A 23,308-nucleotide genomic window follows, 5' to 3' on the forward strand; every position below is an offset into this window, starting at 1 on the left:
AACATTAATTAAGCTAATAAATTTTATGTTCTATTGGAGGTTTAGTATATGTATGAAGATACAGAATTAAAGAAAATGATAATAGTAAATAGTAGCTATAGCATAGGTGTGCTTGGAAAAATCAAAAATCTTTTAAAATATTTAGGTCCAGCATTTGTCGTAAGTGTTGCCTATGTAGATCCTGGTAATTTTGCAACGAATATAGCTGGTGGTTCTATCTTCAACTATAATTTAATATGGGTAATACTTTGGAGTAATATAATGGCTATATTTCTTCAAACTTTATCAGCAAAATTAGGCATTGCAACAGGATTTAATCTCTCTCAAATGTGCAGGCAGGTTTTTTCTAAAAGAGTTAATTGGTTTCTGTGGGGTATTTCTTGCATTACTGCCATGGCTACAACTTTAGCTGAGTTTTTAGGGGCCACTTTAGGATTATACCTTCTATTTAATGTTGATCTGGTATATGCAGGTATAGCTACAATCTTTCTAACTTTTTTAATCGTAAATATGCAAAAATACGGACAAAGAGCAGTAGAAATTGTTATTACAGTACTAGTAGCAGTAATATGCGCTGCATACACTTTAGAGGTTTTTCTCGCAAAGCCTGAATGGTCTTCTGTGGCATCTCATACTATAATGCCGTCCATTCCAAATGGTGATGCCTTATTGATAGCAGTAGGCATGCTAGGTGCAACCGTTATGCCGCATGTTATTTATCTTCACTCTGCATTAGTTCAGCCTAGGAACACGAATAATACACTTAGAGAAAAACTTCAGCACTTTAAAATGGAAAAAATAGATATCTTTATAGCTATGAATATTGCATTTCTCGTAAACGCAGCAATGGTAGTAGTATCAGCAGCAGTATTTTATAAACAGGGAATAGCTGTTGACTCAATTGAACAAGCTCATAGATCTCTTCAACCTCTACTTGGAACTTTATCTAGTGGAGCTTTTGGAATGGCTCTTTTAGCATCTGGTCTATCTTCATCTGCAGTTGGAGCTATGGCTGGCGAAAGCCTTTTAGATGGTTTTGTAGACTTAAAAATTAATATTAACATAAGAAGAATCATAACTATGGCACCAGGAATGATTATTATTTTACTCGGTATCAATCCAATGAAGGCCCTAGTATTAAGCCAGGTCGTACTGAGCTTTGCGCTTCCTGCTGCTATAATTCCACTAATGATTATAAGTAGCAAAAAGGATTTAATGGGAAGCTTTGTTAATACTACATCAACAAAAATAATCGGTTGGATAATCGCATCTACTATTATTATTTTAAATATTGTTCTCTTAATACTTACCTTTTCAGGTAAAGTTTAACTGATCAACTTAACTAAAAATTACTTATGCAGAAATACAAATGAGGCTTATCTGATACTAAAAAGAACTTTATCAGATAAGCCTTTACGCTGTTAAATTGTTCATGATGTATGTAACCATAAATTTTCTAAAATTAACAATTATATCATTTAAATTTGTTTTTTTAATGATATAATTAAAATAGTTTCGAAAATATTGATAATTATTTATAAATTTTATTTTTATTCTTGTATGGGGGGAAACTAAATTGAGAAACAACTATGACAATGAGCTTTTTAACGCCTATAGTGTACTTGCTCCTTATCTTGAAAACTTTTTTAGTGAGGATGTTTTATTGTCAATATCGGATACTGAAAAGTACTTAGAAATACGAGGCAATGAAAAGTTTAACTTAAATGTAAAATCTGGTGATTTTATTTCAAAGGATGGCTCTGATTATCAAGCTATAAAGACTAAAAAAGTTTTTAGCAGAAGAATTCCTAAAGAGGCCTTTGGAATGGAAGTTCAGTCAATGTCCATTCCAGTGATAGATGGCAGCGGAACTGCCATTGGTACAATTTCTATAGTTAAAAATTTAGATAGAAGTTATCAAATATCTGATTTATCAAAATCTCTTGCTGCAGCGCTCCATAAAATAAGTGAAACTACTAATAACTTATCTGAAGGCGTTCAGGTTATGGCTGATTCCAATACTAAAATAACAAAAAATGTTCAAGAGACTAATGAAGAAGTAAAAAACACCGATGAAATAATAAGTTTTGTAAGAAATGTAGCCAATCAAACTAATTTATTAGGTTTGAATGCTTCAATAGAAGCTGCAAGAGCTGGAGAATCTGGCAGAGGCTTCAATGTTGTAGCACAAGAAATAAGAAAGCTTTCAACATCTAGTGCAGAATCTATAAAAAAAATAGATCAGGTACTTAAAAAAATTCAAAGCTCTGTTTCAAATGTTTCTGAGAACATAGCCGATATAAATGATACCTTTAATAAGCAAGCATCCTCCTTTCAAGAGATAAATGCATTGCTTCAGGAACTTTCCGCTAGCGCCCAAATACTTGAAAACATAGCAAAATCATATTGATAAATTAATGGCAATGATATTTTCATCATTGCCATTAATTTATTCGAGGTCCAAAGCCTCTCTGTTATGTTCAATTAAACTCCAATTAGAGTTTAGTTGAACATAATTTGAAGATATAAAATAGTTTATATTAAGAAATGTTTTAAGCTTTAATTAATTTTAGTCTTCTCCATGTCCTTTATTTCCTTTTTCTGGTTTATGTTCTTTAGCATCTTTACCTTTCTTTTCTTTTGAATCATTTTTTTCATCTTTTCCTTGTGAATCATTATCTTCATCTTTTTCTTTTAGTTCAATTTTACTTTTGTTTGATTTACCTACAGTAGAAGTACTTTGTGTTTGAGTTTCATTTGAAACACTGCTTGTTTCAGTGGTAGTTGTACTGTTTGGTGTAGTAGTACTTGTTTCTTGTTGCTGCTGTCCAGCTTGTGCCGTTGAATCTTTACTTTGAGATTCTGTTTCTGTACTGCTATTCTTTTTATCATCTTCCTTAGCAGCTTTCTTTAATTTTCCTACTCCACTCTTCATTACTTCTTTCTTCTCAGCAACTAATTGCTTAAACTTATCCTTTTGAACATTATATGCTTCTTGTTTTTCTTTTAAAGTATCTTCTGCAGCTTTAATAGCTTGCTCATCTCCTAATTTTTTAGCTTCATCTAATTTCTTTTCTGCATTCTTTACAGCTTGCTTGTTTTCTACTAACACTTTTCTTTCATTAAATACTGCAACTATAGCCTCTTTCTTAGCTGTTTGCATTTCAATAACCATGGATATTGTTTCTTTTGCTTTTTCAGGAAGCTTACTTTCTAATCTCTTTAAAACTTCTATTGATTTTTTCTGCTGCTCAGTTATTTTTGTTTCAAGGCTTTCAAGCTTTGCTAACTTTTCCTTATCTGCTTCATTATCTACAGATGTTTTATCTACTGCATCCTCTACTTTTTCCTGTGCTTCATTTATTTTGTTACTATAGTCCTTTAATGCTTCTGTAGAAAGCTCTGTTTTTTCTTTATCAGCCATAACTTCGCTTTCTCCTAGCCTTTCTAAAGCTACATCAGTTAGCGCCTCTGCCTTACTTTCATCTCCTCTTGCAATATTTATTTTTAAATTATCTATTGCCTTATCTATTGGATATAGGATTGCGTTGTCTGGAGTTATTCCAGCGCTTTCTTTATAACTTGCAGTTTCTCCCTCTGCAAAGGCCTTTCCAGTAATGCTTAGAGATACAGCCATTGCTGCTACAAATAATGCTATTTTTTTCATAGTAAATTCCTCCTTTAAAATCCTCTCATGCATATTTACGGTAGTATTTCCTATTTTATAGGGGTACCATAATTCTTTTTTTAATATTATTATAAAAACAGTTAAACTAACTATAATCTGATAAATCTTTGCATTTACATTTACGTGAGTATCTATTATTTTACAAGGGTACCATTAAAAATTCTTATATATTATTGCAAAAGTAGCTCAACTTGCCTATTTATCAATTATAGTTTTCATAGATTTATACGGGGCATCTCCCTGTTTTAGGTAGGCACCTGTAAAAAATTCTTCAGTGGAATTATTTTTTATATACCCCCATAAAATTTACCTATTATACCGTAATATATAGTGAGGTGGTTAGATGATACTAAAAAACGACTTGAATAATAACAGAAATGATTTTATAGAGAAAAGTAAAAAATTTATATATAGTGTTGCCGCTAATATCTGCAAAAAGAATCTGCAGTGGGAAAATGATGATGAACTCAGTGTAGCATTAATCGCCTTTAACAATGCCTGTGAATCTTATGTTGAAGATAAAGGAAACTTTTTTAGTTACTCTAAGGTTCTTATAAAAAATGCACTTATAGATTATTTTAGGAAGAATTCAAATAACCCCTATTTAACTTTTGATGGTGAGAACAGTCAAATTGAATATATAGATGCTAAAAATTCCATGACTAATTATGAAATTGAACAAGAAAATATTAGAAGGCTCGAAGAAATAAAGCTATTTAATAATGAATTAAAAAAATATGGTTTATCCTTTGATGTTCTTGCTAAATCATCTCCTACACATAAGGATACAAAGAATAACCTTCTGAATTTAGCCTTTATTTGCTCAAATGAACCTTCTATTTTAGAATATATACATAAATCAAAAATGCTTCCTGTAAAACAAATTTGTCTTCTGACAAATTCAAATAGAAAACTCATTGAAAAATGGAGACGATACATCCTTGCTTTAATTTTAATTTTTTCTAATAAAGAATATGCTTATATAAGGTCTTATTTAAATATAAAGGTAGGTGAAGGTAATGAATATTAAAAATGGACTAGTTATGGAGATTAAAGAAAATGCTGCTTATATAATGACTCCCGACGGTGAATTCCTAAAAATTAAAATTGATAAAAGCAAGGCTTTACCTGTTGTAGGCGGAGAATACAATGGAAAAGTTTATAGCACTCCTTTTATATACATAAAAAAGTTTAAATATATTACAGCAGCTTGTTTAATATTTTTCGTACTAAGCTTAGGGGGAGAAGCTTATGCTTATTATACTCCTGTTTCTACAGTTACCATTAGTATAAACCCCTCTATTGAGTTCAAATTAAACAGATGGAACAGAGTATTGTCCTCTCAAGCATTGAATTCTGATGGAGAGAAAATTTTAAAAGAAATAAAAACTAAGAATACACAAATAGATGATGCCTTGGTAATGGTAGTGAACCAAGCTAAAGAAGATAAATATATAAATGACAACTACATTAATGCTGATAAAACAATTGCAGTAAATATAACTGGAAAAGAAATTGATTTACCAAGCCTTGAAAAAAAACTATCAGAGAATAACCTTAATGCAAAAATTGACAACAACGGAACTACTGTATTTAATAAGACTAATAAAAGCACTAATAATATTTCACCTAAAAATAATAATTCAAATATAAACAAATCAAACTCAGATAAAAATAACTCAAGTACTGACAAAAATAATTCAAATTCTAATAAAAATTATAAGGCATCAGATAATGCCAATGACATCAAAAATAAAAATAATAATGGTTTAGGAAACAACAAAAAATATACCGATGACTCTGACTTTGAAAAATCAAATAAAAAGCTTGATAAATACAACAAGCATGGCTATGACAATGAAGACAATGAAGATAAAAATGATAAGCATGATAACCACGATAAAGGTAATAAAAACAAAGAAAAGTAAAATTAAGAACTTTTGAAAATAAAACAGTTTTCAAAAGTTCTTAATTTTTCAACTATATAATTTAATTATATTATAGATATCAGAGCCTTATTAACGGTATTTATAGGAATACCTCTTCTGTACTGTTAATAATTTTATCCTTATTGAAATTATGTACTTATTATATCATTCTGTATTACAAATATTATCTAATTTTCTCAATACCTCTTTATATCCAGCTTTAATCAATTCATTATCATAGAGTTCTTCATAACTAACCTCTTCTATATCAAACTCTAGTATATTATTAAGATTGTCTCCATATAATTTTTTCAAAAACATCTGACATCCCATTTTAACGTTATTATAATCTTCTTCATTAAAGTATCTAAATTTATTTGTATCCTTATTTAACTTTTCTATTATCCCATATAATTGATAAATATAGCTAAGCTCCCTTAATTGAAATTGACTTTTTAAATATGCAACATCGATAGAGTAATCTCTATCCATTGGTATAGGATATACATCTATATCAAATTTGTTCTTAATACTTTTTAATATTCTGATACTATTAAATAATGCTGTGCAAATATCTAATCTTATGATATTTGCATATTCCCTACTTCTTCTTACTCTAATTTTTTCTGTATACTTTCTGTTATCTTCAAAAATTTTGTTTTGAACTTCTATAGTTCTATCTGTTGATTTTTTAGTTATAATCCAACTAAATACCCCTCCAACTATGGCACCAATTATTATAGAAATGGAAGAGATCAACTGTTCAGGCCAATCTGTAAATATTCTAATCATTAAATCGCTCCTTTAAAACACTTTGTAATAACTATTATACTTTCCACAGATGTCTATTTTATGCTTTATGGAAATTGGATATAATAATAACTAAAGGAAGTGATTCATTTGATTATTGGTACGGCTAGAATATATCTATTTGCAAATTGGGTTCATTCACTAAAAGAAAAAAGGATGGTAGTAAAAAGTATTATAGATAAGACCAAAAATAAATTCAATGTTTCCATAGCTGAGGTTGATGACAACGATTTACATCAATCTATTGCTATAGGCATTGCTTGTGTCAGTACTGATAAAAGACATGCAGATAGCATGCTGCAAAACGTACTTAACTTTATAGAAGAAAATACTGATGCTGTAATTCAAGATATCGAAACAGAATTATTGTAAATTTAATAAAAATAAATCNNGATTTATTTTTATTAAATTTATCTCACTTTGTTTTTTTGATGGATATTATTCATATTTCCTAAAATATCATGCATAAAATTCGATCCTCTAGATATAAGAATCCCTGTAAGAATCATACCAAGGTAAGGTATCTTTATAGGCAGATTAACTGCAGCCATAAAATCTATACCTGCTCCAATAGCCACAAGTTCTCCAAATAACACTGCTCCTAATTTGTCATAGCTAAACTTACCATTTTGCCAAAACATCTTCGTAGTTTCCCATAGTGATTCTACTATTAAAGCTGCAGTAGTAAATTGTAATAAATCCATATCCCCCTTCTCCTTTTATATGAATTGCTAGTTCCTATCAAGCGATTCTTTGAGAATTACCCCTATAAGTATATATGCAGCTCAATTAGGTATTATTATATATTGTATAAAGATTTATCTGATGCTATTTAAATAAAATTGATCAGCGTGGCACGGAACTCACTATAGATATCTAAACTGAGAGTTTGCCTTATTAGCGGTATTCATAGGAGTATCTCTTCTGTACTGTTAACAATTTTGAAGGATAACTTATAGAGTATCTTTTATTGAAATCAAATAAATACAGCCAGGTGACAAGTAACAAATTAAGTCACTTATCACCTGGCTGGCACTTATATTATCCTAGTAATTTTTTTACCATAGGATTAATTTTTGATCTATCAAATTTACCAGCAACTTTTGGCATAATTTCTTTCATTATTTTTCCCATATCTGCTGCTGTATAGCTTCCATTAGTTATAATTTCTTTTATCATTCCCTCTACGTCTTCTTCACTTAATTGTTTTGGAAGATATGGAGCTAAAACTTCAAGAGCATAATTTCCTTCTGCTATTTTTTCTTCATTGTTTAATTGTTTAGCATACTCTAAGGCTTCTTTTATTTGTTTTATATTTTTTTCTATTATTTTTATAACACCTTCATCAGAAATGTCCTGTCTTTCATTAACTTCGAAGGATTTGATATCAGCGCTCACTAATCTTAAAACACTTACCTTTGCTTTTTCTTTTGCCTTCATTGCTGCTATTTCATCTTTTTTTAATAATTCTTTTAACATAATATTTAGTTAGTAAACTTTATATACTAACTAGTCACCTCTTTTCTCTAGAATAATTTGCATATTTAAATTATACCAATATTATAAACAAAATCAAAGTTTCTTATATATTAAAGAAAAAACTGTAATTAAATATACATTTAACTACAGTTCATAACTGTCTTAAAATTATAACATATTTATTTTTATCTCAGCTTTTATCTTATTTACAATATCAAGGTTAACATATCCCGTTTGTTCTTCCATGGCATTTGCTGTACCACAAGCTGATGCAAAGGCTATAGTATCTTCAATATTGTAACCTCTATGCAAGGCTACTGCAACTCCTGCCACTGTTGAATCACCAGAACCTACAGGGTTAACTGCTTTAATCGTAGGAACCTGAACTCTATACTTTTTACCTTTGTATCCTATAAGAGATCCCTTTGAACCTAAGGATACAAATATAAATTCTACTCCGCTAGAATGTATCTTATCTATTATCTTTATTATATCATTGTCATTATTAACACTTTCACCTGTAATCATTTTTAGCTCATCTATATTAGGCTTAATAAAAAATGGCTTTCCCTGAATTCCTTGAATTAATGCCTCTCCGCTGGCATCTAATAAAAATTTAACCCCTTTTAAATTTGCTTTTTCAATTATTTCTTTATAAGTAGAAGACATAATACCTTTAGGCAGACTTCCTGAAGCACATACTATTGACGAGTTGTTCAATATTTCATCGTATGCTTCTCCCCATCTTTCTATTTCATTTTCTTCCACAATAGGACCTGGCTCTAGTATTTCTGTCTGAGTTAAATCTTTAGTAATTATAGCTAAACAGCTCCTTGTTTCACCTTTTATTTTTACAAATTTATCTTTTATCTTTAACTCTAAAAGCTTGTCTGAAATAAATTCTCCTGAATATCCTCCCAAAAATCCTGTAGCAGTGACTTCTTCTCCAAGTAGTCTTATTACTCTGCTTACATTTAAACCTTTTCCGCCTGCTGTGTTTTGTACTTTTTTTGCTCTAGCGACCTCACCCTTAACTATCTCATCTAATATATAACGCTTATCTATAGCTGGGTTAAATGTTATTGTTGCTATCATGCTCTATTTTCACTTCCACAAACTTTTATTTTATGAATTACAACATCTTTCATTGCAACCTTTCCTGGAATCATATATTGTCTTGGATCAGATGCTTCTGGATGTTCAATAAAATACTTTTTAACAGCACTAGCAAAAGGAATCTTTAAATCCGTTGCTACATTAACCTTACAAATGCCGAGCTCAATGGCTTTTTTAACTAAGTCATCTGGAACATCGGATGCACCATGAAGAACTAATGGTACATTAACAAGAGCTCTTATTTCCTTTAATCTATTAAAGTCCAACTTAGGCTCTCCCTTATATAATCCATGAGCAGTTCCTACAGCCACCGCTAAAGAATCTATCCCTGTTCTTTCAACAAACTCCCTTGCACTTTCAGGATTAGTATACATAGTATCTTTTTCATCAACTACTAAATCATCCTCTTGTCCACCTAATCTTCCTAACTCCGCTTCAACTGTAGCACCAAGTCTATGTGCATATTCTACTACTTCTTTTACTATTTCTATATTTTTTTCAAAGCTTTCGTGGGAAGCATCAATCATTGCAGATTTAAATCCTAGATCAAGATAGCTTTTGATAGTTTGAGTATTTTCGAAATGGTCTAAATGAATTGCTATAGGAATGTCATATTTTTTAGCTGCAGCCTTTGCAATCGAAATTATATAGTCAGCACCTGCATATTTTAATGTACTAGGTGTTCCAGCTAAGATTACGGGGGATTTCATTTCCGCTGCTGTTTCTACTACAACCTGGATAGTCTCTAGGTTGTGTATATTAAAGGCTGGAACTGCATACCTTTCCTTTCGGGCCTTAAGCAATATTTTTTTTGTAGATACTATTTCTTTCATTTATAATCCTCCCTAGCTAAATATGTCTTTAGCGAGTAAATACTTCTTTGCCATTAATTAGAGTTTTTACTACATTAAAATTGTCATCTATAATAACTAAATTTGCCTTTTTTCCTTCTCTAATGCTTCCTATTAATTTATCAATATTCAATAATTTACTTGGGTTAAATGAAGCCATTTTTATAGCCTCTAGAGGCTCTACACCTACTTTTTTTATCATATTCTTTACACAAGTTAAAATATCAGTTGTGCTTCCTGCTAATGAGCCGCTTTCTATTCTAGCAATAGAACATTTTACATTAACCTTTAATGCCCCAAGCATATATTCACCATCCTGCAGTCCGGACGCTTGAATTCCATCACTAATTAAAATTACTTTTTCTTTATCTTTGCATCTTAATAACAAATCTACAGCAGCGGGATGAACATGAACTAAATCGCATATTAATTCACAATACACATCATCTTTAGTTAAAACTGCTCCCAAAATCCCTGGTTCTCTATGGTTAAAACCTCTCATACCATTAAAGGTGTGTACCGCAACTTTAGCTCCAGAATCTATAGCACCAGCTGCTTCATCATAGGTAGCATTTGTATGTCCCATTGATACTTGTATATTATTTGATGTTAAATATTTTATACTCTTATATGCATTCTTCTTTTCTGGTGCAATAGTTATAACTTTTACAGTACGTTTTGACGCCTCAATTAATTCTTCTAATTCCTTCAAATCTAAGTCCTTTATTAAATGTTCCGCATGAGCACCTTTATGCTCCTTACAAATATATGGTCCTTCTATATAAGAACCTAAAATTTCAGCACCTTCAACTTTATCCATGCAGCAACTAATATTAATAAGAGCTTGTTTTATTTTTTTAACCTCTTCAGTAACTGTAGTTGGAAGAAATGAAGTTATTCCACGAGATGCTAAGTATTTTGATATTTCATTTAGTGAATGAAGATTACTGTCCATAGTATCGTATCCATTAGCACCATGTACATGTAAATCAATTAAGCCTGGAATAATGCTGTATTTACTTAAATCTATTACATTTTCCACATCATTTTTTTCATGTTCTTCTAGAACTTTTTTTATAATTCCGTTTTCAATTATAATGGTTGCATTTTCTAAAATTCTATTTTCACAATAAATACTTTTACCTTTTATACCATATAGCACTTTAGATCATCTCCAAATCTAGATTCCATTATTATTAACTTGTTTTTTCTCTCTTGTTTCAAAAGCCTTTACTGCATTAATTCCTGACTGCAGCGCCATGTTTTTTAATTCTTCTATGCTTATACCTTCTCTAGATAAGCTGATTTCTAGTATCATTCCCACATTCGTACCTGCTACAACTCTGCTATTTTTTAGCTCTTGACATAAAAGGGCGCAGATTCTAAAGGGCGATCCCCCTGCTATATCCGTTAAAAATAATATTCCTTCACAAGAACTTAGTTCCTTTGCTGCATTTTCAAGTTTATTTTGCAGGCTTTCAATATTATCTTTTATAGTAAAATCTACTCCTATTACATTTTTTTGCTTACCGGCAATAAGCTCTAATGAACTTAAAATTCCACTTGCAAAATTCCCATGTCCACTTACAACTATTCCTGTCATGCTGCTTACCTCACTTCAAATATTTTTTAACTTCAGTTGATACTATAGTATCAACTGAAGCATTAGTACAAACTTCTTATTATACTATTCCTATTAATCTCCCTATTACGCCAAATACTACAGTTACTCCAACAAGTTTAACTGCCGAAAATCCCTTCTTTAACAAATAATACATTAAAAATGTATATGCAAGAGGAAGCATATTAGGTAAAATCTTATCCAAAAGATCTGGTTGAAGAGCAACCTTTGCTTTACCTGCTGTTATAACTATAGTAGTTTTAAAGTTTATATATGATGCTATTAATCCTCCAACTACTGTTATACCAAGTATTGATGCAGCATGTGCAACATGTTTAGTATTTTCTTTTAATGCTTTAATTGCTTTAGTTCCTGTGTTATAGCCATAGTGCATTAATCCAAATCTTAATCCAAAGTGTACTGCGTTAAATAATACCAAAAATATGATTGGACCTGCTATACTTCCCTGCATTGCTAAGGATACTCCAATACCTGCACATATCGGAAGTGCTGTTAACCAGAACAAAGCGTCACCAATACCACCAAGTGGTCCCATAGTTGCAACTTTAATAGCTCTGATTGTATTTCTATTTTCCTTAGCTTCTTCCATTGCAGTAACAACACCCATAATAAAGGTTACAAGAAAAGGATGTGTATTAAAGAACTCCATATGATCCTTCATTGCAGTGGATAAATCTGCTTTATCTTTATGAATTTTCTTTAATCCCGGTAGCAAACTATACAGCCATCCACAAGCTTGCATTCTTTCATAGTTAAAAGATGCTTGAAGAAATAATGAACGCCAAGCCATTCTATTTAAATCTTTTTTAGTTATAACTTTTTCTACATTAGCATTTCCATTAGATTCCACCTGAATGCACCTCCCCTTTATTAACCTTTTCTCCTCTACTTTTATTTGCGAAGAAGTCATATAATGCTATTGCTGTTCCAATCAACGCTATTGGAAGTATTTGTAATTTACCATAAGTTACAAATATAAATCCAATTATTAAAAATGCAACATATTCTTTCTTTAACATAATTTTTAGAAGCATTGCAAATCCTATAGCTGGCATCATTCCACCTGCTACAGATAACCCACCAATTAACCATGCTGGTAAGGTTTCAACAATTGTTTTAGCTGATTCTGCACCTAGATATATAGGTAAGAAAGCGATTACAAAGTAGAAAACAAATAAAAATGCCATTCCTAAGTAGTTTATCCTATCAATTGCTGCAGTGTCTGCTTGTTCTGCATACTTATCTGCTTTATGCATTACAGGTGAAAATATAGTGAATATTAGTGTTATTGCCCCTTGCACTGCTACTGCAAAAGGAACTGCTATTCCCACAGCCACGTTTGGATTTTGCTTAGTTAATATTGCAAAGGATGTACCAATAATACCTCCTATTACTACGTTTGGCGGCTGAGCTCCTGCTAATGGAACCATACCCATCCAAACAAGTTCTAGTGTTGCACCAGTGACAAGTCCGGTATGAACATCCCCTAAGATTAAACCAACAATTAAACCAGTAACAAGTGGTCTGTGTATATGCAGCAATCCATCAAACAAGTCTATTCCTGCTATACCAGCCCAAATAGCAATTAATAAGGCTTGAATAAGCATAATAAATTCCCTCCCCTTTAATTAATATTATAAAAATTTGAGTATATCATCTGCCTTTTCATCTGGTACTCTTCTAATTTCTAATTGAACTCCAAGCTTATGAAGTTTTCTGAAGGCTTCTTTATCACTTTCATCTAGTGATACTGTGCTGGTTACCTGTTGTTTACCTTCACTAAAATGCATGTTGCCTATGTTTACTTTTTTTATAGGAACTCCACCCTCTACTAGTTTCAATACGTCCTGCGGTGTTCTACAAACCATGAAAATAAGTTGATTCTCAGAAGCCATATGGATCACATCTATTGTTTTCTGAAGAGTAAAGTATCTAGTACCTATTACATCAGGCACTACCATATCCATTAAGTTTTGTTGTACTTCATCATCAGCAACCTCATCATTTACAACTACTATTAAATTTGCACCTAAGTGGTTTACCCAAGTTACCCCTACCTGTCCATGTATTAGTCTATTATCGATTCTAGTTAACAAAATATTTGACATAATATCCCCTCCTTAATATTAAGCTTTTATTTATCATACTGGTGTATTGTAACACCTTTGACTACCCTATTGACTGTTCCATCCGGCCTTGGATTGTCTGGTGATATTCCGAGCTTTAATGAGTAAAAAAATGCAAACATTTGAGCATAAAGAACAAAATCTAAAGCTCCAAAAGCATCAGTAATTACTTCATGCTCTCCAGAATTTGCGATAAATACTTTATCCGCTATCTTATCTATTTCAGTATCTTTATTGTAGGTTATAGCAACCACCTTATGATTTCCCTTATCATTGTATATTTCTTTTAACAAGTCTATATCGTACTTTCTTGTGTACTCATCATTAGATACAAACACAAAAACTAAAGTTTTTTCATTAACAATTGATTTTGGTCCATGTCTAAAGCCTAAAACAGACTCGCTAGTTGAATTTACTTTACCACTTGTTAATTCTAGATTCTTCAAAGCTGCTTCTTTTGATAGTCCATTTAATGCTGAAGATCCTAAATATACAACTCTATCACAGCCTAATTTAACTAAGTTTAATATTTCACCGACTTCAGTATTTAATATTTTGTTAGCATTTGTCATAATATTTTCAATAGTAACAGTGTTTCTATTAAGATTTTTTATATCAAATATAATTAATGTTGTTAACAGCATACAGCTGAAACTGCTTGTCATCGCAAAGCTCTGATCATTTGATTCTTCTGGCATTAGTATCACTAAATTGTTATTATTACCTTTTGCTTTCTTTGCCAAAGCACCATCTTTGTTACAAGTTATAATAACTTGATTTATATCATTTACCAACTGTTCAGCTAAGTCATAGGTTGCAACACTTTCAGGGCTATTTCCTGAGCGTGCAAAGGATACTAATATTGTCGGCGTATCTTTTTTCAAAAAGTCTTCTGGGTTACTTACTATATCAGTTGTTGCTATTGCTTCTACCCTTACTCCTAAAATTCTAGATAGGTATGGTGCAGCTATATCTCCAACATAAGCAGAGGTTCCTGCTCCAGTAAGAATTATTCTTACTGGATCTTTATTTAGCTTCTCATTTATAAAGGCAGATATTTGCTCTTTATTAAGATTAATTATATCTAAGGTTTCTTTCCAAATTTTTGGTTGATGGTAAACCTCCTTTGCTGTATGATATCCTCCAACTTTTTTTAATTCATTAACATCTATATTGAATAGCTTATTCATATAATCACCTACTCTTTTATATTAGCTGTATTTTCTTTCATATTTTATTTATATGCCTTAGGTAATAATGTTATTACGACATCATTACCAGTTTAACTAAATTCGATTTATATTTTTGATTCTTAAATACTAGTACCGACTTGCATTTACTTGTATGCTTGTCCAAATTAATTTAAAGAAGACAATAAAGTAATGACGTCATTACCAGTATAATTATTTTTTTGTAGTATATCAATAATATTTTTTTATTATTGATATACTACATTACTTTTCTAATCTTACTCTATATTTAAATTTATCACCTCTAGCAATGCTTATGGTGTATTCTACAATGTCATCATTTTCATATGTGAATCTTTCTATTTTCAGACTTGGTGAATCCTTAGATATCTCTAACTTCTCAGCTTCTTCTTCATTTGTTAAAACCGGTTGAAATGTTTCCTCAGCCATTGTAAGGCTAACTTGAAATTTATTCTTTAAAATATCATACAATGCCTCTTTTTCTAAGTTTTCCTTAGTTATTCCAGGAAACTTATCATATGGAACATAACTTGTTTCTACAATCATAGGGATGTTATCCGCTATTCTCAATCTTGTAAATTTATAAGCCAAAGTGCCTTCTTCCATCTTCATCTTTTTGCTTATCTTATTACTAATACCTACAATTTCAAACATCAAAACTTTTGAAACTGGCTTTTTACCTAGCTTTTTCATTTCTTCGGTAAAGCTATAGAATTTAACTAAATCCTGATCCAATTTTTTTGATGCCACAAAGGTTCCTTTGCCATGTACTTTATAGATGTAACCTTCTCTTTCAAGCTCCGTTATGGCTTGCCTTACCGTGGACCTGCTTACATCATATTTCTCACAAATGTCTCTTTCAGAAGGCAGCTGGTCATCTTCATGCATTGAGGTTTCAATTTCCTCAATTATTATATCCATTAATTGAGAATACAGCGGAATTCTACTTGCTTTATCAATTTGTTTCATATCCACCTCCAAATCCCGTGCATTTCATCACTGGTAGTGTGGTACGTACCACCTATATTTATAATATATATCATTATATAAACCTTGTCAACATTTTTATATATAATAAATTATTTAGCTAATCAATATTTTTTCTATTTTCACTATATTGTATATATTAAGAAGTATTAAAAATAATAGTAGCACATTAAATACTCTTAGTATCATATTTGAGGAAAGTGTCTTGTTAAGTTTTGTTCCACATATCCCTCCAATAACTCCTCCAGCTATCATGTAAGGTAAAATATTTAAATTATAACTGTAAAGCCCTATAGTAGTTATTATCTTAATAAGTTTTGCTCCTTGAGAAAATAATATTGTAATTATGGAATTTACAGCTGCTTCTTTAGTATCCATAGAAAAGAAAATAATTAATATACAAACATTTATAGGACCTCCTCCAACGCTTAAAAAAGATCCCAAAAATCCTAAAAATAAGCCTATAATCATACAATAAAACAGATTTTTAATCCTATAACTTTTATACTTGTCCATATTGTTCATATATACGTATACGAAAATAATGAGAAGTGCTAATATTATGTTTTGAAACAAAGCAACATACTCTTCATTAGTAGCATTTAAAATTATATGCATAATACTATCGCCTAAAACTCCTCCTATTACTGAGCCTGTACCTATTAGCACAGTTCTTTTTACGTCTATTTTAAACTTATACCTAATTTGCTTTATAATAGAAACTACAGACATAGCAAAAACTGTAGCTGAAGATAAAACACTTATAGTAGATACATTATACTGGCCTAAAAAATCTAAAAGTGGTTTTATTATTACGCCTCCACCTAGACCTACCATGGAACCAACTGTTGTAGCTATTAATGCTATTAAGAAATATATAATTGTCATACTTACCATCTCCATAAAAAATGTATAATAAAAACAAAAGGCGTACTCTATATTACGCCCTTTGCATATTTTATTTTCCTATAGCTTGTAAGGCTTTATAGATTGTATTATCGTTTTTAGCTAATAACTCTATACTTTCCTGCTTATTTAACCCAGACAATATCATAAATACTGCGACCTTAACATTTTTATCGCTTTCTTGAAGATATTTCTCTGCTTTTTCTCTATCCACAGAGGTACACTCCATTATTATTTTTTTACTTCTTTCTACAAGCTTATTATTATTCGCTCGAACATCTACCATATAATTTCCATAGACTTTGCCACACTTTATCATAACCCCAGTAGAAAGCATATTTAAAACCATTTTTTGTGCTGTTCCAGCTTTTAACCTGGTGGAACCTGTTACAACCTCTGCTCCAGTGATTATTTCTATGGCAACTTGACCTAATGAAGATATTTCAGCATCTTTTACACAACTTATTGCTATATGAGAGGCTCCTATCTCCTTTGCATATTTTAAGGCTCCCTTAACATAAGGTGTTCTACCTGAAGCTGATACTCCTACTATAGCATCCTTTTCACAAAGCTCTATTCTTTTTAATTCCTCTATAGCTCCTTCTTCAATGTCCTCTGAACCTTCGTTGGCCCTAACTGTTGCATCGTAACCTCCAGATAGTATTCCTATAACGATGCCTTCTTTTACTCCAAAGGTTGGTGGGCATTCACAGGCGTCTAATACCCCTAATCTACCAGAGTTCCCAGCACCAACATAGATTAATCTTCCACCCTCTGATAATCTTTCATGAATTATATCTACAGCCTTTGCTATATTTTTTACTTCTTTTTTTACAGCTTCAGCAACAGTAAAATCTTCATTATTCATAAGTGTTATCATTTCAACAGTAGAAACTCTATCTATATTTACAGTATTTTTATTTATCTTTTCTGTATCTAATTTAGATAAATCTATGCTCATAGCGTTATCTCCTAATAAAATTTATTTTTATTAACTACGAATCAAATTTTGAGGTTTTAATTATAATAAGTCTTTCAGTTTACATTCCTTATCATCAGGCACCATTATAGCATCTATGTCTACACCTGCTTCTAAAAGTTTATTAAAATAACATATATCTGTATCTGTCACATTAACAGAACGTTTAATAGATCTTGTTCCTTCTCTTGCAGCCATATTTCCAACATTAAGTTTCTTGATATCTAATCCACTTTCTTTTAAGTCCCATAAATCTTTAGGATTCTTTACTATCACTAAAACTCTTTGTCCTTCATATTTTCCAGCAAGTATATTCTTTACTGCTGTTTCTTTATTAATTATTGAAGTTCTAACTGAAGCAGGTGCAACCATTCTTAAAAGCGACTTTTGCATTTCATCATCTGCTACTTCATCGTTAATTACCATTATTCTGCTTATAGATAAAGAATTTGTCCAAAAAGCTGCTACCTGTCCATGTATTAATCTATCATCAATTCTTATATGCACTATTCCTTTCATTCTTACTCCTCCCAATTAACCTAAAATTTTCAAATTAAAAGCAATTATTGATAAAACAATCAATAATATTATTACCCTAGTTGAATTCATGTTCTTTCTACCTAATAACCAATAAGTTAGTAAAACTATACTTAATGGTATTAATGCAGGCATCATCTTATCTAACATTTCTTGAGCCACTAATTTTACTTTCCCCGAAGTGTATATATATGGTACCTTTGCTTTTATAACTGTTGGTATTAAGCCTCCTATTACCATTAAACCTAACATTGATGCTGACTCTGCCACATTTTTAAGAACATTTCCTATTGATGATACAAGTTTTGCCCCTTGCTTATATCCTGATTTTATAAATCCCTTGCTTATAATAATTTTTACTATGTTTGCCATTACCCATAAATAACATCCTATTGCACTGCCTTGTAGTGCCATATATGCTGCTATTGATCCAAATACCGTATTTAATGTTACTCCAAATAGAGTATCTCCTATACCAGCTAAAGGCCCCATTAATCCTGTCTTTATAGCTGCTACTGCATCTTTTGCTTTTGCTCCTTCGGCTTCTTCTATAGCTAAGTTTGCACCTAATATAAATTGACCTGTTACTATATTACAATTAAAGAATTGAAGGTGATTTTTTACCGCTTCATTTAATTCATCTTCATTTTCATATATCTTTCTTAATGCTGGAAGCATTGCAAAACAATATCCTAATCCTTGCATTTTTTCATAGTTCCATGCTGTTTGTGATGCCAAGAACCATCTTGTAAATACTTTATTTATTACCTTGTTATCTAATTTTTTATTTTCTTTCTCTACTGTATTATTCATCTTCATCTGCACCTCCCTTATATGCTAATGCCACATTATTATTTGTAGATTGATTTTGAACTTTTTTAAAGTTATATAATGCCGCCGCGAACCCTATTAAAGCTATTCCTAGCATTGGCATATTTAAATATGCTGCTAATACAAACCCTACTATAAAATATGGAGCATATGATTTTATTGGTAAATACTTAAGAAGTAATGCTATTCCTAGCGCTGGTAATATTCCTCCTGCTACTTTTAAGCCTCCCATTAACCATGCTGGTGATACAGCTAATAATTGCTTAACTAGACCTTCTCCAAAGTATAAACATAGAAAAACTGGTATAAATCTTGAGATAAGCCATGTTGATAAACCTAATATATTCATTAATTCAATCTTTTCATACTTTCTTTCTTCTGCATATTTTTCTGCTCTATGTTGGAAAAATACATTACTCATTCTTGCTAACACATCTAGTTGAACTAAAAGTAGTGCTGCTGGCACTCCTATTCCTATTGCAAAATCTAATCCTTGCTTTGTTGATATTGCTAATGCCCCTGCTATTATTGTCGCTGTTGCATAATCTGGTATTGTTGCTCCCCCATAGCTTCCTATTCCTAAAGTCATTAATTGTAAAGTTCCACCTACTAGTAATCCTGTTTTTATATCGCCCATTATGATTCCTACTATTAGTCCTGTTATTGCCGGATTTCTAAATCCTATCTTCATGTTTGTTTCATCCCACTGAGCTATTCCGCCTAGTAAAGATAAAACTATGATTTGCCACAATTGTATATGCATCTCTTTTCCTCCTTACTAAATTTATATTTAATCTTCATCTTCTGAAGATTTTAAATCCTCTGATAGTACAATAGATTCCCTTGCTGATTGTTGTAAACTTTTAACTACATCTTTAAGACAACTATCCCTTAACAAAGTCCCTTCAATTAGTATTGGTAGGTTTACGCCTGTGATTATTTCAACATTATTATACTTATTCTTTATTTCAAGTACACAGGTATTAAAAGGTGTGCCTCCAAAGATATCTACTAAAATTAATAGTCCTTTATCTTTTTCATAACACTTTGCTACTTCCTGTTCTAACCTCTCTTTAAAGTTTTCTACTCCTTTTTCATCTAACCCAACAGCACAAACGTGATCTACATCATTAGTGAACATCTTTAATGTTTCTTTTAACGTAGCAGCCATGTTTCCATGGGTTACTATCATTATTTTATACATCATATCTCTCCTATCCTTATTTTCTATTGTCATTAATTTATTAAGCAAATATCATGCCAACTTTTTATAAACACATCTATTACCTTTAAAATGTTTAAAATACTTATTCCACAGGTTGGAATAATATGGATATTAAAATCTGTCAACAAATCATCCTTCTGTCCTATCTAAAAAATATAAAAAATAAGACACAAATCGCATGTGTCTTATTTTTTAAAAATTTAATTTACCTATCTTAGACTCTATTATGCTTTGTATAATATAAATCTCTTTTACAGGAATAGTAAAGTTATATTCATTACTGATTGCTTTAAATATAGAATTCGATATTTTTACAAATTTAATATTATTGCTTTCATAGTTTTTACTTTCCTCTTCTGTAAATTCAAGTCCTTGCTTTAACATTATTCTTTCAATCATTATACTTATATGAATATATAAAGTTATTTTCAAATCTACGTTAAACCTCTTATCTAAAATTCTTTCATAGTCAAGTATTATGCTTTCAACTTCATTGATTATATTTCTTGGATTTAATATAGTCATTCTAGATATGAGGTTATCCATAGAGAACATTTTTATTATATCTTGTTTTATATTGTTAATATTTTTATCCATAGTAACATCTTCTAATACATCAAATAATGTATCATCATAATCATCATTTATCAAATCATGCATAAGTATAGTTTTTACTCCTTCTATTTCTAGCTTAGTAGTACTTATCACAAGTTTAACATCATAATCGGAGAAAACCTTATCATCTTTCCCTTTAAGATTTAATGAAGCATAATCATACTCCTTAACCTCTATATCAGCGTTCCCTATACATTCTCTAATAAGATTTCTAACCTTTACTGCTGTCCCTATACCTGATATGCAAGTTGTTAATATTGCTTTTTTCTTACCCTTTACCTTTATTAGCTTACACATTAATGGATTACTTTTTTCTATACCAGTAATCATACTTTCAACATCTTGTCCATTAATGATTCTTCCAGCTATATCAAGAGCTATATTAGTTGTTATATTATTAATTATACCTAAATCTCCATCTATAATTTTTTCTAACTCCAAATTTATATCAACCAATGATCCCATATCTACTAGTATTATAGTTCCTTTGGATGTATTTATTTCACTGATATAATTTTTGATTTTGTTTTTCACCTCTATTGGACTACTCTCCATAGGCATATCAAATGCTTCAAAAATAAATTCACCATATAATTGATTAGCCACACTAGCTATACTGCTAGCTGTAGAATATCCGTGAGCAACTATTATAGCATTTATTAATGTAGATTCATTGCTCATCATTGTAAATACATATAGTATTATAATAACTTTAATTCTAATATCCAGCTCACAATCTAAATTACTCTCTAGATTATTAATTATCTTTTCTGATATTATTAGAGGTTTACTTATTTCCCTTCTTAATATATTTTTAATCCTTGTTACTTTCCTAAAGTCTTCTTCATCCTTAGCTGAGATTATATTATTTCTATTATAGATTAAAAACTTTGTTAAAATTTTGCTAGTATTCCCATAATATTTTATTCCATAGGTGCTCTCTATTAATTTTAGAGTATTATCTACTGTTTCTAAATAAATATTATTAATTAGGTCATTACATTTATCATCCTCTTGCTCATAAACTATAAGATCTAAACTCCTGTTTAACTCTATAGTTAAACCTTTTCTAAGTTCACTTATTGATATATTATGCTTTTGATATTCAGTACATAAATATTCAACTGTTTCTATTAATTCATTTAATCTATTGTATCTATCAATTTCTAAAATATTTATTTCGCTTATATCTTTATCTTCTCTTTTTACCTTCATATAGTCCTCAAAGTAATACTGCTTTATATTTTGATTAAAATTTTCTTCATGCAAAGCTGAATGTATTTTATCTATCTTTATTACTTCCCTAGCTTGTTGTTCTTTATAAGCCAATGCACAACATAGCTTTACAATATTTTTTAAGCTTCCTATATTGCCACCATTTTTTTGTGATAATATAAAGTTTATTATTTTTCTACTTATGTATATATCCTTATTTATTTTTGAACTCTCATCTTTAAAAAACTTATAAATCATTGTAATTCTTTCATCTATTGGTCTTTTGTCTAGCTTAGGAATATGTATTTCCAAAGGAATTCTTCTCCTGAAAGTTTGCAGAAGAGCTTCTTTGGGATTTTCTGTAGTTGCAAAAATAAATCTTACATTTGCTCTTCTCTCAGCTTTGCTTTCACCAAGCCTTTTAAATACACCTTTGTCCATAAATACAAATAGCTTCTCTTGTCCTTCAGCTGAAAGCCTATGAACCTCATCTAAAAATAAATATCCTCCATCAGCTAACTCTAACGCTCCTAAGTGCTCCTTATCAGTTCCTGTAAAGCTTCCTTTAATATATCCAAAAAGATTAGCCGATAAAAGCTCTGGGTTATCAGCATAATCTGCACAATTAAAAATTATAAAAGGAGAGTTAGCTTTTATTTTACCTTCTTTTTCGGCGTATTTATGTATAAGACTTGCAATGTAGCTTTTACCTACTCCGCTGTCCCCAGTTAAAAGTACAGACATATCCTTACCTGGATAAAATACTGCAGCTTTACACTTTTCAACTGCGTCCCTAAGACTACCCTTGTACCCTACTAAATCCTTAAAAACATCATCACTTTCGTTATTTAAAATTGTATTTTTATTATTTATAATATAAGTAAACAGCACTGGTCTTGTTTTAATCTTCACAGCCTTATTTTCTTCTACAAGCTCATTTAAATACTGACTGACTAGATTTCTTCTAATAGATAATATTTTTGATATTTCCTCAGTGGTAATTCCTTTAAAATCATCATTTTCCATGTGATTTTCTGTAACACTTCTAAGTAACTCTTCAATTCTTCTCTTGTTATTCTTTAACATTATGTTCAACCTTCTTTACTATACTTAATAAAATAAAAGAAATTATTTATTTAATAATACAAAAAGAAACATCCTT

25 protein-coding genes are annotated in these 23,308 nt (G+C 30.6%); 5 read left to right on the forward strand and 20 right to left on the reverse strand.

Going from position 1 to position 23,308, the window contains the following annotated elements:
- Window positions 1-75: 75 nt before the first annotated feature.
- Window positions 76-1,329 carry an Nramp family divalent metal transporter gene (locus tag I6U51_RS07375; protein ID WP_246517171.1) on the forward strand — a complete coding sequence of 418 codons (1,254 nt, stop codon included), beginning with the start codon at window positions 76-78 and terminating at the stop codon, window positions 1,327-1,329.
- Between the two features lie 247 nt (window positions 1,330-1,576).
- Window positions 1,577-2,410 carry a methyl-accepting chemotaxis protein gene (locus I6U51_RS07380; protein WP_211142037.1) on the forward strand — a complete coding sequence of 278 codons (834 nt, stop codon included), beginning with the start codon at window positions 1,577-1,579 and terminating at the stop codon, window positions 2,408-2,410.
- A gap of 159 nt (window positions 2,411-2,569) precedes the next feature.
- Here the strand turns inward: I6U51_RS07380 and I6U51_RS07385 are convergent, their stop codons facing one another.
- Window positions 2,570-3,667: a DUF5667 domain-containing protein gene (locus I6U51_RS07385; RefSeq protein ID WP_211142038.1), complete on the reverse strand. Its 1,098-nt coding sequence runs from the start codon at window positions 3,665-3,667 to the stop codon at window positions 2,570-2,572.
- 364 nt (window positions 3,668-4,031) lie between these two features.
- On the opposite strand from I6U51_RS07385, the gene I6U51_RS07390 reads away from it, so the two are divergent.
- Window positions 4,032-4,718, forward strand: a complete 687-nt coding sequence (locus I6U51_RS07390) for a sigma factor (protein WP_211142039.1) — start codon at window positions 4,032-4,034, stop codon at window positions 4,716-4,718.
- Window positions 4,708-5,616, forward strand: a complete 909-nt coding sequence (locus I6U51_RS07395; protein WP_425489754.1) for an anti-sigma factor domain-containing protein — start codon at window positions 4,708-4,710, stop codon at window positions 5,614-5,616. Before I6U51_RS07390 ends, I6U51_RS07395 begins: the two co-directional genes overlap by 11 nt.
- A gap of 165 nt (window positions 5,617-5,781) precedes the next feature.
- Here the strand turns inward: I6U51_RS07395 and I6U51_RS07400 are convergent, their stop codons facing one another.
- On the reverse strand, window positions 5,782-6,408 hold the full coding sequence (locus I6U51_RS07400) for a hypothetical protein (RefSeq protein WP_211142041.1): 627 nt from the start codon (window positions 6,406-6,408) through the stop codon (window positions 5,782-5,784).
- Between the two features lie 108 nt (window positions 6,409-6,516).
- Here I6U51_RS07400 and I6U51_RS07405 point away from each other — a divergent pair, with 108 nt between their 5' ends.
- Window positions 6,517-6,798 carry a DUF503 domain-containing protein gene (locus I6U51_RS07405; protein ID WP_211142042.1) on the forward strand — a complete coding sequence of 94 codons (282 nt, stop codon included), beginning with the start codon at window positions 6,517-6,519 and terminating at the stop codon, window positions 6,796-6,798.
- A 38-nt stretch (window positions 6,799-6,836) separates the two neighbouring features.
- Here the strand turns inward: I6U51_RS07405 and I6U51_RS07410 are convergent, their stop codons facing one another.
- The 18 genes from I6U51_RS07410 to I6U51_RS07495 form a co-directional block, all read right to left on the reverse strand.
- Window positions 6,837-7,130: a hypothetical protein gene (locus tag I6U51_RS07410; protein ID WP_211142043.1), complete on the reverse strand. Its 294-nt coding sequence runs from the start codon at window positions 7,128-7,130 to the stop codon at window positions 6,837-6,839.
- A gap of 337 nt (window positions 7,131-7,467) precedes the next feature.
- Window positions 7,468-7,905, reverse strand: coding sequence for a GatB/YqeY domain-containing protein (locus tag I6U51_RS07415; protein WP_211142044.1), 438 nt, complete (start codon window positions 7,903-7,905; stop codon window positions 7,468-7,470).
- Window positions 7,906-8,073: 168 nt separating this feature from the next.
- Window positions 8,074-9,000 carry a 1-phosphofructokinase gene (gene pfkB, locus I6U51_RS07420; protein WP_211142045.1) on the reverse strand — a complete coding sequence of 309 codons (927 nt, stop codon included), beginning with the start codon at window positions 8,998-9,000 and terminating at the stop codon, window positions 8,074-8,076.
- Window positions 8,997-9,854, reverse strand: a complete 858-nt coding sequence (locus I6U51_RS07425) for a tagatose bisphosphate family class II aldolase (RefSeq protein ID WP_211142046.1) — start codon at window positions 9,852-9,854, stop codon at window positions 8,997-8,999. The genes pfkB and I6U51_RS07425 overlap by 4 nt, the downstream gene beginning before the upstream one ends.
- Window positions 9,855-9,882: 28 nt before the next feature.
- Window positions 9,883-11,034: an N-acetylglucosamine-6-phosphate deacetylase gene (nagA, locus tag I6U51_RS07430; protein WP_211142047.1), complete on the reverse strand. Its 1,152-nt coding sequence runs from the start codon at window positions 11,032-11,034 to the stop codon at window positions 9,883-9,885.
- Window positions 11,035-11,052: 18 nt separating this feature from the next.
- A complete protein-coding gene (gene agaF, locus I6U51_RS07435; protein ID WP_211142048.1) occupies window positions 11,053-11,475 on the reverse strand; it encodes a PTS galactosamine/N-acetylgalactosamine transporter subunit IIA in 423 nt (140 codons plus the stop codon).
- A gap of 79 nt (window positions 11,476-11,554) precedes the next feature.
- Window positions 11,555-12,364: a mannose/fructose/sorbose PTS transporter subunit IID gene (locus tag I6U51_RS07440; protein ID WP_343069574.1), complete on the reverse strand. Its 810-nt coding sequence runs from the start codon at window positions 12,362-12,364 to the stop codon at window positions 11,555-11,557.
- Window positions 12,354-13,121 carry a PTS N-acetylgalactosamine transporter subunit IIC gene (gene agaW, locus I6U51_RS07445; protein ID WP_211142050.1) on the reverse strand — a complete coding sequence of 256 codons (768 nt, stop codon included), beginning with the start codon at window positions 13,119-13,121 and terminating at the stop codon, window positions 12,354-12,356. The genes I6U51_RS07440 and agaW overlap by 11 nt, the downstream gene beginning before the upstream one ends.
- A gap of 27 nt (window positions 13,122-13,148) precedes the next feature.
- Window positions 13,149-13,622, reverse strand: a complete 474-nt coding sequence (gene agaV, locus I6U51_RS07450) for a PTS N-acetylgalactosamine transporter subunit IIB (RefSeq protein ID WP_211142051.1) — start codon at window positions 13,620-13,622, stop codon at window positions 13,149-13,151.
- A gap of 26 nt (window positions 13,623-13,648) precedes the next feature.
- The gene (locus tag I6U51_RS07455; RefSeq protein WP_211142052.1) at window positions 13,649-14,830 is read right to left on the reverse strand and encodes an SIS domain-containing protein; all 1,182 of its coding nucleotides are present in this window, start codon (window positions 14,828-14,830) and stop codon (window positions 13,649-13,651) included.
- Between the two features lie 264 nt (window positions 14,831-15,094).
- Window positions 15,095-15,820 carry a GntR family transcriptional regulator gene (locus I6U51_RS07460; protein ID WP_211142053.1) on the reverse strand — a complete coding sequence of 242 codons (726 nt, stop codon included), beginning with the start codon at window positions 15,818-15,820 and terminating at the stop codon, window positions 15,095-15,097.
- A gap of 114 nt (window positions 15,821-15,934) precedes the next feature.
- Complete coding sequence (locus I6U51_RS07465) at window positions 15,935-16,726, reverse strand: sulfite exporter TauE/SafE family protein (protein WP_211142054.1); 792 nt, start codon at window positions 16,724-16,726, stop codon at window positions 15,935-15,937.
- Between the two features lie 70 nt (window positions 16,727-16,796).
- Window positions 16,797-17,705 carry an N-acetylmuramic acid 6-phosphate etherase gene (gene murQ / locus I6U51_RS07470; protein ID WP_211142055.1) on the reverse strand — a complete coding sequence of 303 codons (909 nt, stop codon included), beginning with the start codon at window positions 17,703-17,705 and terminating at the stop codon, window positions 16,797-16,799.
- A 60-nt stretch (window positions 17,706-17,765) separates the two neighbouring features.
- Window positions 17,766-18,242, reverse strand: a complete 477-nt coding sequence (locus I6U51_RS07475; RefSeq protein ID WP_211142056.1) for a PTS sugar transporter subunit IIB — start codon at window positions 18,240-18,242, stop codon at window positions 17,766-17,768.
- Between the two features lie 15 nt (window positions 18,243-18,257).
- Window positions 18,258-19,079: a PTS system mannose/fructose/sorbose family transporter subunit IID gene (locus I6U51_RS07480; RefSeq protein WP_211142057.1), complete on the reverse strand. Its 822-nt coding sequence runs from the start codon at window positions 19,077-19,079 to the stop codon at window positions 18,258-18,260.
- Window positions 19,066-19,854: a PTS mannose/fructose/sorbose/N-acetylgalactosamine transporter subunit IIC gene (locus I6U51_RS07485; RefSeq protein WP_211142058.1), complete on the reverse strand. Its 789-nt coding sequence runs from the start codon at window positions 19,852-19,854 to the stop codon at window positions 19,066-19,068. The genes I6U51_RS07480 and I6U51_RS07485 overlap by 14 nt, the downstream gene beginning before the upstream one ends.
- 27 nt (window positions 19,855-19,881) lie before the next feature.
- Complete coding sequence (locus I6U51_RS07490; protein ID WP_211142059.1) at window positions 19,882-20,295, reverse strand: PTS sugar transporter subunit IIA; 414 nt, start codon at window positions 20,293-20,295, stop codon at window positions 19,882-19,884.
- 213 nt (window positions 20,296-20,508) lie between these two features.
- Window positions 20,509-23,232 carry a sigma 54-interacting transcriptional regulator gene (locus I6U51_RS07495; protein WP_211142060.1) on the reverse strand — a complete coding sequence of 908 codons (2,724 nt, stop codon included), beginning with the start codon at window positions 23,230-23,232 and terminating at the stop codon, window positions 20,509-20,511.
- Window positions 23,233-23,308 lie beyond the last annotated feature (76 nt).

Origin of the sequence: Clostridium aciditolerans, from assembly GCF_016316925.1 — a bacterium.
Classification (GTDB): domain Bacteria; phylum Bacillota; class Clostridia; order Clostridiales; family Clostridiaceae; genus Clostridium_AM; species Clostridium_AM aciditolerans.